A 13,276-nucleotide genomic window follows, 5' to 3' on the forward strand; every position below is an offset into this window, starting at 1 on the left:
GTCCGTGCGCGGGTAGGCTCACTTCGTTATGACGCGCATCGTCTCCGGCTTCGCCGGTTCCCTCACCCTCGCCGTGCCCCGGAGCGGTACCCGCCCCACCAGCGACAGGGTGCGGGAGGCCATCTTCTCGGCGCTCGACGCCCGCGACGAGATCCGCGGGGCTCACGTGCTCGACCTGTACGCGGGCACGGGGTCGCTCGGTCTCGAGGCCGCCAGCAGGGGTGCGGCATCCGTGGTGCTCGTCGAACGGAATGCCGCGGCCGCGGCGATCTGCCGCAAGAACACCGAGTCCGTGCTGCGCACGGCCCCGACCGGCGGGAAGCCCCGCGTCAGCGTCGCCGCTCAGTCGGTGCAGCACTATCTCGAGGGCGTCGTCGGTGACTTCGACCTCGTCTTCCTCGACCCGCCCTACGATCTTCCCGGCGACGAGCTCGACCGCGCCGTGGCCCTTCTCGTACACCATCTCTCCCCGGGGGCGACGGTCTTGATCGAGCGCAGCACCCGCTCCGGCCGGCCGACGCTCCCCCACGGCCTCGAGCTCGACCGCGAGAAGAAGTACGGCGACACCACCCTGTGGTGGGCCACTGCGGCGACGGCGACCCACAGGACCGCCGAATAGCACCGGCTGGCGCCGACCGAGCGGCGACCTAGCGCCGACCTAGCCCGCGGCGCCGTCCCACCCGCTGTAGGGATCCCAGCCGACGGCGTCGTGAGGCGTGCCGTCGACGCTCACCGTGCCCGAGCCCTCGGTCACCCTCCCGATGACGCGGAAGGGAGCCGGAACGACCGAATCATGCGGGAAGGTCGCCAGCAGGCCATGGTCCTCGCCGCCGCCCAGGGCGCGCTCGATGTCGTCGCCGAGCGTCGCCGAGTCGAAGTCGATGCCGACCCCACTCGACCGGGCGATGCGCGCCGCATCGAGGGACAGGCCGTCCGAGACGTCGAGCATGGCGGTCGCACCGCCGATCGCGGCGACGGGGCCGGCACCGATCGGCGGAGTCGGGGCGAGCTGGGCGTCGATGGCCGACGGATGCCGCAGGCGGAGCTCTGCCGCGAGTTCAGCGTCGGGCCGCCCCTGTGCGTCGACCCCGGCACGGAACAGCAGGCCGAGCCCCTCGGCGGCGAGGCCGAGCTGTCCGGCGAGAGCCACGACGTCGCCGGGGCGGGCTCCCGATCGCAACACCGGGGCGCGGCCCTGCAGGTCGCCGAACGCCGTGACGGCGACGGTGAGGGTGTCGGATGCCGAGAGGTCGCCGCCCACGACACCGCAGCCGGGCGACAGAGCCCCACAGGCCGCCCGCAGACCGTCGGCGAAGCCCTCGACGACGGAGACGTCCAGCGACGGAGGCACCGCGAGGGCCACGACCAGGGCTGTCGGCACCGCTCCCATCGCAGCCACATCCGAGAGGTTGGTGGCTGCGGCCTTCCAGCCCAGATCGAACGGCGTCGACCAGGCCAGCCTGAAGTCGGGTCCGTGCACCATCATGTCGGTCGTGACGACGAAGCGCGCATCCGGAGCCGAGATCACGGCGGCATCGTCACCGGGTCCGACGATGGCCGCGTCAGCGTCCGGAAGCCGCGGGAAGATCCGGGCGAGCACGGCCAGCTCACTCAGCTCGCCGACGGTCGTGCTCGAAGCCTCAGTCATTCCTCACACGGTAGCCTGAAAGCGATGTCACTCCGTTCTGCGCTGCGTTCCGCGGCGCTCCCCTGCACCCTCGTCCTCGCCGCGGTCGCCCTCACGGGCTGCGCATCCGCCGTCTCGCTCGAGCCCGCGGCCGATGCGAAGGACACGGCCTGCGCAGACGTCGTCGTGCGCCTTCCTCCCACCGTCGCAGACCAGGCAGCGCGGGAGACGGGCGCCCAGGGCACTGGCGCATGGGGCGACCCGGCCTCCGTGCTGCTGCGCTGCGGCGTTCCCACGCCGGGCCCGACGACGGACGAGTGCGTGAGCGTGAACGGCGTCGACTGGATCCAGGACGACTCCGACGCCCCGACCTATCGCTTCACGACGTTCGGTCGAACTCCGGCGGTGGAGGTCATCCTCGACTACGACAGAGTGAGCGGAGCGACGACCCTGGCCGACCTCGCCTCGGCGGTCTCCGTCATCGAGCCGACGGCGCAGTGCACCGACGTCACCGATGTGCCGGAACCGACCAGCACTGCGACGCCGGCCGGCTGAGAACATCCGGCGCGCACCGTCGCGACGGTGTCAGCCGACCCTGACCCCGCGCGCCACGGCGACGCGGATGAGCTCGTCGATCAGCTCGGGGTAGCTGAGCCCCGAGTTCAACCAGCAGGTCGGGAACATCGAGATGGGCGTGAAGCCGGGCATCGTGTTGATCTCGTTGATCACGAAGCCAGCGTCGGTGAGGAAGAAGTCGACCCGGGACAGCCCTTCGGCGCCGATGGCCTCGAACGCCGCGATGGCGATCTCGCTCATCTCGGCGAGCTGCTCGTCGCGCAGGTCCGCCGGGCAGGTGAGCTGCACGCCGGGGGCGTCGAGGTACTTCGCCTCGAAGTCGTAGAACTCCCGCCCCGACATGATGACCTCACCGGCGACGGAGGAACGCGGGCTCTCGCCGTGGGCGCCTCCGAGGATGGCGATCTCGAGCTCGCGGCCGACGACGCCGGTCTCGACGAGCACCTTGTCGTCTTCGGCGAAGGCGGTCGCGAAGGCCGCGTCGAACTCGTCGGGCTCAGACACCTTGCTCACGCCCACGCTGGAGCCCGCCCGGGCGGGCTTGACGAACACGGGCAGGCCGAGGCCGGCGACGGACGCGCGCACGGCGGCGGGGTCACGGTCCCACTCCTGGGCCGTGATGGTGCGCCACGGGGCCACCTCGATGCCCGCGTGCTGCAGGACCAGCTTGGTGAAGTGCTTGTCCATGCCGAGCGCGCTCGCGAGCACGCCGGATCCCACGTAGGGCAGGCCGACGAGTTCGAGCATGCCCTGCAGTGTGCCGTCCTCGCCGAAGGGGCCGTGGAGGATGGGGAAGACCAGGTCGACGTCGCCGAGCGAGCGTTCGCCGGCGGCATCCGTCACCCGCAGTTCGCGGGTGGCAGCACTCTCGGGCCACGTGATGCGTGTGCCGTTGTCGACGACCTCGGGCAGTGCCTGCGGGTCGAGGGCGAAGCGGTGGGCATCATCGGACTCGAGCACGAAGGCTCCGTCGCGGGTGATGCCGACGGGGATGACGTCGTACTTCTCACGGTCGATCGCCGAGAGAACTCCCCCCGCCGTTGCGCAGCTGATGGAATGCTCGCTTGACCGACCGCCAAACAGCAGCACCACCCTGAGCTTGTGCGTCATCGAGATTCCTTTCGCCCTGGGGCTCGTCCGAGTCTGTCGTGAGGTGGGGTGCGATGTCGGCAGGCTTGAGAGTACCCGCCAGCACCTGTCGCACCTGCTCGACGATGGGCATGTCGACGCCCTTCGCCTTGGCCAGTTCCAGAACCGGGCCGACGGATGCGAATCCCTCGGTGGTCTGCTTCATCTGCTTCGTGACGTCGGCCATCGAGAGCCCCTGCCCGAGAAGGCGCCCCGCCGTGTTGTTGCGCGAGAGCGGCGACTGGCAGGTGGCGATGAGGTCGCCGAGTCCGGCGAGGCCGGAGAGCGTCTCCACCTGGGCGCCGTGCGCGACGGCGAAGTCCGTCATCTCGACGAGACCGCGGGTGATGATCGACGCCTTGGTGTTCTCGCCGTAACCGACGCCGTCGACGATGCCGATCGCCACGGCGATGAGGTTCTTGAGCACCCCGCCGAACTCGGTGCCGATGACGTCGGTGTTGACGAACGTGCGGAAGTACCCCGTGCTCGCCAGCTTGGCGACGGCCTGGGCGGTCTCGAGGCTGGTGGAGGAGACGACGGCTGCCGTCGGTTGCTCCTTGGCGATCTCGAGGGCGAGATTGGGTCCGGAGACCACGGCGATCTGCTCCGCCGGGATCGGCAGGGCCTCGCCGATGACCTCGCTCATGCGGAGGTCGGTGCCCTTCTCGACGCCCTTCATGAGCGACACGACGATCGCGTTCGCACCGAGGTGCGGGCGGGCCGCTGCGAGGGTCTCGCGCAGGGACTGGCTGGGAACAGCCAGGAAGACCTGCTCGGCACCCGCGAGGGCGAGGTCGAGGCGTGAGGTCGCGCGGAGCGAGACGGGCAGGTTGATGCCGGGGAGGTAGTCGCTGTTGCGCTTGGCCTCCTGGATCTCGCGCGCCAGCTCGGGGCGTCGCGCCCAGATCATGACGTCGGCGCCGCCGTCGGCGAGGATCTTGGCGAAGGTGGTGCCCCAACTGCCGGCTCCGAGGACCGCGACTCTGGTGCCCCGCTTGACGGTGGAGGGCTTCGGCGGCTTAGCCATCGAAGCGGCCGGTCTCGGTCTGCTTATGCGTGGCCGGGTCCCAGCGCTCGGCGGGGACGGGCTCGCCGCGGAGCTCGGCGAGCAGCACCGTGACGGCATCCATGACCCGGTTCGTCGCCTCGGCCAGCAGCGCCGGCTCGAGAGGCCGACCCCGGAAGTCATCGAGGTCGACCGGGTCTCCGAATGACACGTGGATGGGCTTGCGGCGGAACAGCACGAGCTTCTTGCCGTAGCGCGGCATCAGCGCCTGGGTGCCCCAGTGGGCCACCGGGATGACGGGGATGTCCTGCTCGAGGGCGATGCGCACGGCGCCGGTCTTGCCGCGCATCGGCCACAGGTCGGGGTCTCGCGTCAGCGAGCCCTCGGGGTAGACGACGACGAGGCGTCCCTTCTCCACGAGGTCCTCGGCGGCGCGCAGGGCCTGGTGGCCGTTGCCGCCGGCCCGCTCCACCGGGATCTGCCCCGACCAGCGCAGCAGGGCGCCGATGCCGGGCACCGAGAACAGCGAGGCCTTCGCGAGGAAGCGCGGCTGACGCCCCTGCTTGAACACGGCCACGCCGATCACGAGAGGGTCGATCTCGCTGTAGTGGTTCGGCGAGAGCACGAGGGCTCCCTCGGCGGGGAGCTTCTCGGCGTTGTGGAACGTGAACTTGATCGAGAGGTTCATCGGAGGGAGCGCGATGGCCGCCAGCAGCCAGAAGATCCCGGGCTTGCGGGACTCCCGGGGCGCGCGTCTCGTCGGCGAGGTGGTGCTGGGCATCCCCCTATTATCCTTCGAGAACGAAGTCGGCTCCGAGCTGCTGCAGCTTTCCGATGAAGTTCTCGTAGCCGCGGGCGATGATGCCCACGTTGGAGACCGTCGAGGGACCCTCGGCGGAGAGTGCCGCGATGAGGTGGCTGAAGCCGCCGCGCAGGTCGGGAACCTCGATGTCGGCGCCGTGCAGCTTGCGCGGACCCGAGATGATCGCCGAGTGCTGGAAGTTGCGCTGACCGAAACGGCACGCCTGACCGCCAAGGCAGTCCTTGTGCACCTGGATCTCGGCGCCCATCTCGACGAGGGCGTCGACGAAGCCGAAGCGCTGCTCGTAGACCGTCTCGTGCACGATCGACACGCCGTGCGCCTGGGTGAGCGCGACGACGAGGGGCTGCTGCCAGTCCGTCATGAAGCCGGGGTGCACGTCCGTCTCGATGAAGACGGGGTTGAGCGGGGTTCCGGGATGCCAGAAACGGATGCCGTCATCGTGGATCTCGAACTGCCCGCCGACCTTGCGGAAGACGTTGAGGAACGTGAGCATCTCGGACTGGCGGGCCCCGCCGACGAAGATGTCGCCGTCCGTCGCCAGTGCGGCGGAGGCCCAGCTGGCGGCCTCGTTGCGGTCGAACAGGGCGCGGTGCGTGTAGCCGTCGAGACGCTCGACACCCTCGATGCGGATGACGCGGTCGGTGTCGACCGTGATGATCGCGCCCATCTTCTGCAGGATATTGATGAGATCCATGATCTCGGGCTCGATGGCGGCGCCCTTGAGCTCGGTGATGCCCTCGGCACGCACCGCGGTCAGCAGCACCTGCTCCGTGGCTCCGACGCTCGGGTACGGCAGCTCGACCTTGGCGCCCTTGAGGCCGTTGGGGGCCGACATCCGGATGCCGCTCGGAAGCTTCTCCACGATGGCGCCGAACTTGCGCAGCACCTCGAGGTGGAAGTCGATGGGGCGGTCGCCGATGCGGCAGCCGCCGAGGTCGGGGATGAAGGCCTCGCCGAGACGGTGCAGGAGCGGGCCGCAGAAGAGGATCGGAATGCGACTCGAACCGGCGTGGGCGTCGATGTCGGCGAAGTGCGCGCTCTCGACGTTGGAGGGATCGAAGATCAGCTCGCCCTCTTCGAGGCCTTCGACGACGCGGACGCCGTGCACCTCGAGCAGGCCGCGCACGATGCGCACGTCGCTGATATTCGGAACGTCCTTCAGGACGCTGGGGGTCTCCCCGAGGACTGCCGCGACCATCGCCTTGGTGACGAGGTTCTTCGCCCCCTTCAGTTCGATCCGACCACGCAGCGGCTTTCCACCGTTGATCGTGATCTGGTCGACGCTGAGCCCAACGGCAGTGCCGTGGTTGCGTGCATCTTCGCCGAGTGTGTTCAAGTAATGCTTCTCCAGCTCTATGACTGCTTGACCGGCAGTGTTCGCGGTCGCCAGCTCTCGCGGGTCTGTTCGAATCGATCGATCCGATCCGCATCTCGCAGGGTCAGTCCGATGTCATCCAGCCCCTCGATGAGCCGCCACCTAGTGTAATCGTCAATCTCGAACGGGACGCTGAGCGACCCGGCCGTGACCTTTCGCTCAACCAGATCGACGGTCAGCTCTATTCCCGGCTGCGCCTCGATGATCGCCCAGAGTGCCTCGACGTCGGGCTCGGCCACCTCACCCGCGAGCAGGCCCTGCTTGCCCGAGTTCCCGCGGAAGATGTCGCCGAATCGGGGGCTCAGCACGACGTCAAAACCGAAGTCGCGCAGGGCCCAGACCGCGTGCTCACGCGACGAGCCGGTGCCGAAATCGGGTCCGGTGATCAGAATGCGGGCACCCTGGTACTCCGGGCGATTCAGCACGAACTCCGGGTCCTGGCGCCAGCCGGCGAACAGGGCATCCTCGAAGCCTGTCTTCGTGACCCGCTTCAGGTAGACGGCGGGGATGATCTGGTCGGTGTCGACGTTGGAGCGACGGAACGGAACGGCGATGCCGGTGACCTTCTCGAACTTCTGCATCAGCGTGCCTCCCCCTCGATCTGCAGATCCCACGGACTCGACAGGGTGCCGCGGATCGCGGTGGCGGCAGCCACCAGCGGCGAGACGAGGTGGGTTCGGCCGCCCTTGCCCTGGCGTCCCTCGAAGTTGCGGTTGGAGGTGGACGCGCAGCGCTCCCCCGGTGCCAGCTGATCGGGGTTCATGCCGAGGCACATCGAGCAGCCGGCGAAGCGCCACTCCGCTCCGAAGTCGGTGATGATCTTGTCGAGGCCCTCGGCCTCGGCCTCGATGCGCACGCGCGCCGACCCGGGCACGACCATGACGCGCACGCCGTCGGCCTTCTTCTTGCCCTGGATGACGGATGCGAAGGCTCTCAGGTCCTCGATGCGGCTGTTCGTGCAGGAGCCCATGAACACGGCGTCGACGGCGATGTCCTTGAGCGGGGTGCCCGCGGCGAGGTCCATGTACTCGAGCGCGCGCTCGGCGGCTGCACGCTCGTGGGGATCCTCGATCTCGACGGGGTTCGGGACCGTGTCGCTCAGGGAGACGCCCTGACCCGGGTTCGTGCCCCAGGTGACGAACGGCTCGAGCGCGTCGGCGTCGATGAAGACCTCGGCGTCGAAGGTGGCGCCATCGTCGGTGGCGAGGGTGCGCCAGTACGCGACGGCGTCGTCCCAGTCCTGGCCCTCCGGTGCGTGGGCGCGGCCCTTGACGTAGTCGAAGGTGGTGTGGTCCGGTGCGACCATGCCGGCGCGGGCGCCGGCCTCGATCGACATGTTGCAGATCGTCATGCGGCCATCCATCGAGAGGGCACGGATGGCGCTTCCGCGGTACTCGAGCACGTAGCCCTGGCCACCACCGGTGCCGATCTTGGCGATGACCGCCAGGATGATGTCCTTCGCGGTCACGCCGGGGCGGAGGGTGCCCTCCACGGTGATCGCCATCGTCTTGAACGGCTTCAGCGGCAGCGTCTGGGTCGCGAGCACGTGCTCGACCTCGCTGGTGCCGATGCCGAACGCCATCGCTCCGAAGGCGCCGTGGGTCGAGGTGTGCGAATCTCCGCAGACGACGGTGATGCCGGGCTGCGTGAGACCGAGCTGCGGTCCGACGACGTGCACGATGCCCTGCTCGATGTCGCCGAGCGAGTGCAGGCGGACGCCGAACTCGGCGCAGTTGCGGCGCAGGGTCTCGATCTGCGTGCGGCTGGTGAGGTCGGCGATCGGCTTGTCGATGCCGATGGTCGGGGTGTTGTGGTCCTCGGTCGCGATGGTGAGATCAGGGCGGCGCACGGGACGACCGGCCATCCGCAGTCCGTCGAAGGCCTGCGGGCTGGTGACCTCGTGCACGAGGTGCAGGTCGATGTAGATGAGGTCCGGCTCGCCGTTCTCGCCCTTCGAGACGAGGTGGGCATCCCAGACCTTCTCTGCCAGAGTGCGCGGAGGCAGGGTGTCAGAGGTGTTCGCGTTCATTGCTGATGCACTTTCCATGATCGGTATTCAGCCAACGGGAAACGCCGCGACGAGGAAGGCCTGTCAGAACGAGGTCTCGTCGCGGCACCCGAGAAGAAGCTGAGGGCACTGCACACCATCAGAGTACACCGGTGGAACCGAGCGTTACTCCTCGGTGAAATGCGGCACTTCGTCCATCAGCTTGTGCCCGCGCTTCTTCGCATCGACGCGCGCCTTCACCAGGCTCGCGACGGTGGCCACGGCCATCGAGGCGATGATCACGATCAGCGATGTCCAGGTGTCGATCTCCGGAACCCAGTCGATGTGCTCGCCACCGTTGATGAAGGGCAGCTCATTCGTGTGCAGGGCGTGGAAGACCAGCTTCACACCGATGAAGAACAGGATGAAGGCGATGCCGTACTTGAGGTACTCGAGGCGCTCGAGCAGTCCGCCCAGCAGGAAGTAGAGCTGGCGGAGACCCATCAGCGCGAAGACGTTCGCGGTGAACACGATGAACGGCGACTGCGTGATTCCGAAGATCGCCGGGATGGAGTCCAGGGCGAAGATGAGGTCGGTCGTACCGATGGCGATGAACACGATGAGCACCGGGGTGAACATCTTCCTGCCGTCGACGACGGTGCGCAGCTTGATCCCGTGGAAGTCGGGCGCGATGGAGACCCGCTTCCGCAGCATCTTGATGAGGCCGCTCTCCTCGCCGTCGTCCTCGTGGTTGCCGAACGCCTGGTTGAACGCCGTGTACAGCAGGAAGGCGCCGAAGATGTAGAAGATCCAGCTGAAGTTCTCGATGAGGGCAGCGCCCAGGAGGATGAAGATGAGGCGCAGCACGAGGGCGATGATGATGCCCACCATCAGCACCTCCTGCTGGATCTTCCGTGGGACCGCGAAGCGCGCCATGATCACGACGAAGACGAACAGGTTGTCGATCGAGAGGCTGTACTCCGTCAGCCAACCCGCGAGGAACTCGCTTCCGTGCTGGGCGTCGCCGATCACGAACATCAGGCCGGCGAAGATCAAGGCCAGAGCCACGTAGAACACGACCCACAGCGTCGCTTCCTTGAACGACGGCACGTGGGGCCGCTTGATCACCAGCAGCAGGTCGGCGACGAGGATGATCGTGATCACGACGAGCGAGGTGATCTCGAACCAGACGGGAAGGGCAGACTCCATGGGGGGCCTTTCGCAGAAAGAGGGGAGGACGAACCGCTGAAAGTCTCTCCCGCATCGTATTCGATGCCATCGGGTCCGGGGCGGCTTCATTGCCACCCGTGATGACGGATCCGACGAGGTGGGATACTCCCCTTCGCCCGTTCAGCCTAACCGACTGCTGAGGCGCTCCCGTTCACGGCGATTGCGCAGGACCAGCCTCGATAGCATGGCGGGAACGAGGACCTTTCAGGAGACAAGACGTGAACGCCATGCCCCCGCAGCCCCGCAACACCCGCCCCTACCCGACGTCCACCTGGACGAACGGCATCGGCTATCTCATCTTCTTCAGCCGCTGGCTGCAGGCCCCGCTCTATCTCGGACTCATCGTGGCGCAGGCCATCTACGTGGTCGTGTTCATGATCGAGCTCTGGCACCTCGCCGAGGACGTGTTCCTGCACACGGCCGAGATCACCGAGGCGAACATCATGCTGGCCGTCCTCGGCCTCATCGACGTCGTCATGATCGCGAACCTGCTCATCATGGTGATCATCGGTGGCTACGAGACCTTCGTCTCGAAGATCAAGGTCGATGACCACCCCGACCAGCCCGAGTGGCTCTCGCACGTGAACGCGAACGTGCTGAAGGTCAAGCTCGCGATGGCCATCATCGGAATTTCCTCGATCCACCTGCTGAAGACCTTCATCGAGGTCGGCGACATGACCGAGACCGGCTCGGGCAACGACCTGGGCGAGGGCGAGAACTACACGCCGACGGGCGTCATGTGGCAGGTCATCATCCACGTGGTCTTCATCCTGTCGGCGCTGGCACTGGCCTGGATCGACCGCATGTCGTATCACCACGTCTCGCCCGGCGAGACCCACGACGGAGTCGTCGTGCCCCTGCCGCCGGTGCTTCCGTCTCGGGCGCGCGACTCGGCACCCGGCATCCGCGAATCGGATGACCAGTACGACGCGCTGCTCGGCTCGCGCGACTGATCTGAACGTGACGTCTGGGCCTCGCGGACACGTCACCGCGGGGCCTATATGTGTCGTGGCGAATACGTCGCGATGGCGAGACTTCACCATCCCGGATGCGGAATATGCGCGGCGCGACCTGCGCCTTAAACACGAAAACCCCCGGCTGAGCCGGGGGTTCTTTCGTGATGGTGACCCCAACCGGATTTGAACCGGTGCTGCCGCCGTGAGAGGGCGGTGTCCTAGGCCGCTAAACGATGGGGCCGTTTTTGCAACTTGAAAAGTATGCCACACCGTTTGCGTCATTCCAAATCGAGACGGGCGCACTCAGACGAGCATGTGGAGGGCTCCTGGGACCACCGCGATGTCGACGGGCATCGGGCCGACACGCTCTCCGTCCGCGTAGGCGACGATCGCCGTGTCCGTCTCGATTCGGACCGACGTCGCGCGCACGATCTCCACGGCGGGGTGCGTGGTGTGCGTACCCGAGAAGACCTTGGGGAAGACGCGGATGAACTCCAGACGGGAGAGCTTCTTGACGATGAAGACGTCGAGCAGGCCGTCGTCGAGGAGAGCATCCGGGGCCACTCTCATTCCGCCGCCGAGGGAGACATTGTTGGCGATGGACACCAGCATGCCCTCGACCTCGCGCACGACACCGTCGATGGTGAGGGTGTAGCTCACGGGCTTCAGGGTGAGGAGCTCACGCAGCAGCGCCAGGATGTAGCGGCTCGAACCGCGGGGTCTGGTCATCGTGTTCGCGCGTTCGTTGACCACTGCGTCGAAGCCTGCCGACAGCACGCCGGCGTACCAGGTGGTGAGAGCGCCGTGTCGTACGCGTGCGGCGTCGATCACCCGGGGCTCACGGTGAAGGGAACCGAGGAGGGTGCGGATGGCTGCGTCCGTGTCGCCCACGGGGAGCCCGAGACCGCGGGCCATGTCGTTGCCGGTGCCTGCGGCGACGATGCCGAGTGGGATGGCGGTGCCGGCGACCAGATTGGTGCCGAGCGAGACCATGCCATCGCCGCCGACGACGACGAGAGCATCCGTCCCAGCCTCGACCGCGTGCGCCGCCTCACGACGCAGGAGCTCGAAGTTTGGCTCGCGCAGCATCGCGATGTCGTGGCCGGCCTCGATCAGCGCCTCGACCACGCGGGGACCGACCTCGCGGTTGTGGCCGAACGACGCGTTGGGGTTGATGGCCACGGTGATCCGCAACGCCGAGGCAGCACTCATACGGCGATTATGGGGTGCTGCGGGGTCCGGAGCCGACTCACCGGCGGTGCGTGTTGCACGGAGGCCTCCCGAGGTGTTGGCTCGGATCATGAGACTGACAAAGCTGGAACACGCCGCCCTCGTCCTCGAGCAGAACGGCGACCGGCTCTACATCGACCCGGGTTCGTTCACGACCGCCATCACCGAGTCGGCCGGAACCGTGGCCATCGTCATCACGCACGAGCACCCCGACCACTGGACTCCCGAGCAGTTGAAGCGCATCGTCGACGCGAACCCCGATGTGCGGATCTTCGGTCCGGCCGGCGTCGTCGCTGCCGCGAGCGACTTCGCGGTCGAGCTCGTGGCCGCCGGTGACACTGTGGAGGTCGGAGCCTTCACGCTGCGCTTCTTCGGTGAGAAGCACGCCGTCATCCACTCATCGATCCCCGTGATCGACAACGTCGGTGTGCTCGTCAACGACACCCTCTACTACGCAGGCGACTCGTTCACCATTCCGGAGGGCGTGGCCGTCGACACCCTCGCGGCCCCGGCCGGTGCGCCGTGGATGAAGGTGAGCGATGTCATGGACTACGTCCTGGCCGTGGCGCCGAAGCATGTGTTCCCGACGCATGAGATGGTGCTCTCACGTGCCGGAAAGGACATGTCGAACGCGCGTCTGACCTGGTCCGTCGAGCAGGGCGGTGGGGAGTTCCACGCGCTGGAGCCCGGCGACACCCTGGACATCTGAGCGCCGGTTCGGAGGGGCGTTCAGGTGTGGACGCGGTGAGTGCGCTTCGGGCGGTCGCATCGCTCGGCTCTCAGCGAGCGGGGAGATGACTGGCCGCGCGCTGAGGGATGCGCACGCTCCGCTCGCTGAGGTGCGGACGCAGTCCGCGGTCGAAGCACATGAATCCGGTCGCTGAGGCCCGGACGGAGTCCGCGGTCGAAGCGCGAACGGAGTTCTACCCCGTGGCGGTGGCGGCGGGTTCGAGTTCGTGCGGGAGGGTGACGGGGTGGGTGATCTGCTCCCGGGTCTTCGGCTTCATCAGGCGCGGTGTTTGATCCGGGTCGATCTGGGGTGGTGGGATGAGCCAGTACTGGTCGTGGTGGTCGCGGGTGATCTCCCAGCCCTCGTTGTGCACGCGGAGGTGACCTCTGCGGCATAGCAGGATGCCGTCGGCGACGTTCGTGTTCCCGTGGTCGCGTTTCCAGTGCCGGATGTGGTGGATCTCGGTCCAGGAGGGTGGTCGGTCGCAGTCGGGTTCCATGCAGCCGCCGTCGCGGATGCTGATCGCGAGGCGTTGTGCCCGGGTGAAGAGGCGTTCGTCGCGTCCGAGGTTCAACGGTTGCCCGGTCGAGGAGAACAGTACGGGCAGG

General features: G+C 67.5%; 14 protein-coding genes and 1 tRNA gene. 4 read left to right on the forward strand and 11 right to left on the reverse strand.

All coding sequences use genetic code 11. The features are described 5' to 3' along the window. The first annotated feature begins 28 nt into the window (after window positions 1-28). The gene (rsmD, locus tag E4M00_RS07845) at window positions 29-619 is read left to right on the forward strand and encodes a 16S rRNA (guanine(966)-N(2))-methyltransferase RsmD (protein WP_135119918.1); all 591 of its coding nucleotides are present in this window, start codon (window positions 29-31) and stop codon (window positions 617-619) included. Window positions 620-658: 39 nt separating this feature from the next. On the opposite strand, the gene thiL is transcribed toward rsmD, so the two are convergent. Then, the gene (gene thiL / locus E4M00_RS07850; protein WP_135119919.1) at window positions 659-1,648 is read right to left on the reverse strand and encodes a thiamine-phosphate kinase; all 990 of its coding nucleotides are present in this window, start codon (window positions 1,646-1,648) and stop codon (window positions 659-661) included. Window positions 1,649-1,672: 24 nt separating this feature from the next. On the opposite strand from thiL, the gene E4M00_RS07855 reads away from it, so the two are divergent. Then, window positions 1,673-2,182: a DUF3515 family protein gene (locus E4M00_RS07855; RefSeq protein WP_135119920.1), complete on the forward strand. Its 510-nt coding sequence runs from the start codon at window positions 1,673-1,675 to the stop codon at window positions 2,180-2,182. A gap of 30 nt (window positions 2,183-2,212) precedes the next feature. Here E4M00_RS07855 and E4M00_RS07860 read toward each other — a convergent pair whose 3' ends face one another. From E4M00_RS07860 to E4M00_RS07890, 7 genes are all read right to left on the reverse strand, one after another. Then, window positions 2,213-3,313 (reverse strand): D-alanine--D-alanine ligase family protein, encoded by a 1,101-nt coding sequence (locus E4M00_RS07860; RefSeq protein ID WP_135119921.1) that lies wholly within the window; start codon window positions 3,311-3,313, stop codon window positions 2,213-2,215. Beyond that, a complete protein-coding gene (locus E4M00_RS07865; RefSeq protein ID WP_135119922.1) occupies window positions 3,210-4,358 on the reverse strand; it encodes an NAD(P)H-dependent glycerol-3-phosphate dehydrogenase in 1,149 nt (382 codons plus the stop codon). The genes E4M00_RS07860 and E4M00_RS07865 overlap by 104 nt, the downstream gene beginning before the upstream one ends. Continuing rightward, window positions 4,351-5,118, reverse strand: coding sequence for a lysophospholipid acyltransferase family protein (locus tag E4M00_RS07870; protein ID WP_135119923.1), 768 nt, complete (start codon window positions 5,116-5,118; stop codon window positions 4,351-4,353). The genes E4M00_RS07865 and E4M00_RS07870 overlap by 8 nt, the downstream gene beginning before the upstream one ends. 7 nt (window positions 5,119-5,125) lie before the next feature. Further along, entirely contained in the window at window positions 5,126-6,496 is a 1,371-nt protein-coding gene (gene murA, locus E4M00_RS07875) for a UDP-N-acetylglucosamine 1-carboxyvinyltransferase (protein ID WP_055819322.1), read from the reverse strand. A gap of 17 nt (window positions 6,497-6,513) precedes the next feature. Continuing rightward, window positions 6,514-7,116, reverse strand: a complete 603-nt coding sequence (gene leuD / locus E4M00_RS07880; RefSeq protein ID WP_056162096.1) for a 3-isopropylmalate dehydratase small subunit — start codon at window positions 7,114-7,116, stop codon at window positions 6,514-6,516. Next, window positions 7,116-8,582: a 3-isopropylmalate dehydratase large subunit gene (leuC, locus tag E4M00_RS07885; RefSeq protein ID WP_240036913.1), complete on the reverse strand. Its 1,467-nt coding sequence runs from the start codon at window positions 8,580-8,582 to the stop codon at window positions 7,116-7,118. Before leuC ends, leuD begins: the two co-directional genes overlap by 1 nt. 126 nt (window positions 8,583-8,708) lie before the next feature. Beyond that, window positions 8,709-9,731, reverse strand: coding sequence for a TerC family protein (locus E4M00_RS07890; protein ID WP_135119925.1), 1,023 nt, complete (start codon window positions 9,729-9,731; stop codon window positions 8,709-8,711). Window positions 9,732-9,979: 248 nt separating this feature from the next. Here E4M00_RS07890 and E4M00_RS07895 point away from each other — a divergent pair, with 248 nt between their 5' ends. Beyond that, window positions 9,980-10,705, forward strand: a complete 726-nt coding sequence (locus tag E4M00_RS07895; RefSeq protein WP_135119986.1) for a TIGR00645 family protein — start codon at window positions 9,980-9,982, stop codon at window positions 10,703-10,705. 168 nt (window positions 10,706-10,873) lie between these two features. On the opposite strand, the gene E4M00_RS07900 is transcribed toward E4M00_RS07895, so the two are convergent. Further along, window positions 10,874-10,949: transfer RNA gene (locus E4M00_RS07900), tRNA-Glu, on the reverse strand. Window positions 10,950-11,011: 62 nt separating this feature from the next. Continuing rightward, window positions 11,012-11,920, reverse strand: a complete 909-nt coding sequence (locus E4M00_RS07905) for a diacylglycerol/lipid kinase family protein (RefSeq protein ID WP_135119926.1) — start codon at window positions 11,918-11,920, stop codon at window positions 11,012-11,014. An 88-nt stretch (window positions 11,921-12,008) separates the two neighbouring features. Between E4M00_RS07905 and E4M00_RS07910 the strand changes: the two genes are divergently transcribed. Continuing rightward, window positions 12,009-12,647 carry an MBL fold metallo-hydrolase gene (locus tag E4M00_RS07910; protein ID WP_135119927.1) on the forward strand — a complete coding sequence of 213 codons (639 nt, stop codon included), beginning with the start codon at window positions 12,009-12,011 and terminating at the stop codon, window positions 12,645-12,647. A 214-nt stretch (window positions 12,648-12,861) separates the two neighbouring features. Here the strand turns inward: E4M00_RS07910 and E4M00_RS07915 are convergent. Beyond that, the coding region (locus tag E4M00_RS07915; RefSeq protein WP_135119928.1) for an HNH endonuclease signature motif containing protein at window positions 12,862-13,276 on the reverse strand (415 nt) is incomplete at its 5' end.

The sequence above is a fragment of the Orlajensenia leifsoniae genome, from assembly GCF_004570845.1.
Taxonomy (GTDB): Bacteria; Actinomycetota; Actinomycetes; order Actinomycetales; family Microbacteriaceae; genus Orlajensenia; species Orlajensenia leifsoniae.

Coding starts and splice junctions, on each gene's coding strand:
- E4M00_RS07855 (WP_135119920.1), top strand. CDS start 1,673: ATGTCACTCCGTTCTGCGCTGCGTTCCGCGGCGCTCCCCTGCACCCTC.
- E4M00_RS07905 (WP_135119926.1), bottom strand. CDS start 11,920: ATGAGTGCTGCCTCGGCGTTGCGGATCACCGTGGCCATCAACCCCAAC.
- E4M00_RS07890 (WP_135119925.1), bottom strand. CDS start 9,731: ATGGAGTCTGCCCTTCCCGTCTGGTTCGAGATCACCTCGCTCGTCGTG.
- E4M00_RS07870 (WP_135119923.1), bottom strand. CDS start 5,118: ATGCCCAGCACCACCTCGCCGACGAGACGCGCGCCCCGGGAGTCCCGC.
- thiL (WP_135119919.1), bottom strand. CDS start 1,648: ATGACTGAGGCTTCGAGCACGACCGTCGGCGAGCTGAGTGAGCTGGCC.
- leuD (WP_056162096.1), bottom strand. CDS start 7,116: ATGCAGAAGTTCGAGAAGGTCACCGGCATCGCCGTTCCGTTCCGTCGC.
- rsmD (WP_135119918.1), top strand. CDS start 29: ATGACGCGCATCGTCTCCGGCTTCGCCGGTTCCCTCACCCTCGCCGTG.
- E4M00_RS07860 (WP_135119921.1), bottom strand. CDS start 3,313: ATGACGCACAAGCTCAGGGTGGTGCTGCTGTTTGGCGGTCGGTCAAGC.
- leuC (WP_240036913.1), bottom strand. CDS start 8,582: ATGGAAAGTGCATCAGCAATGAACGCGAACACCTCTGACACCCTGCCT.
- E4M00_RS07910 (WP_135119927.1), top strand. CDS start 12,009: ATGAGACTGACAAAGCTGGAACACGCCGCCCTCGTCCTCGAGCAGAAC.
- E4M00_RS07895 (WP_135119986.1), top strand. CDS start 9,980: ATGCCCCCGCAGCCCCGCAACACCCGCCCCTACCCGACGTCCACCTGG.
- E4M00_RS07865 (WP_135119922.1), bottom strand. CDS start 4,358: ATGGCTAAGCCGCCGAAGCCCTCCACCGTCAAGCGGGGCACCAGAGTC.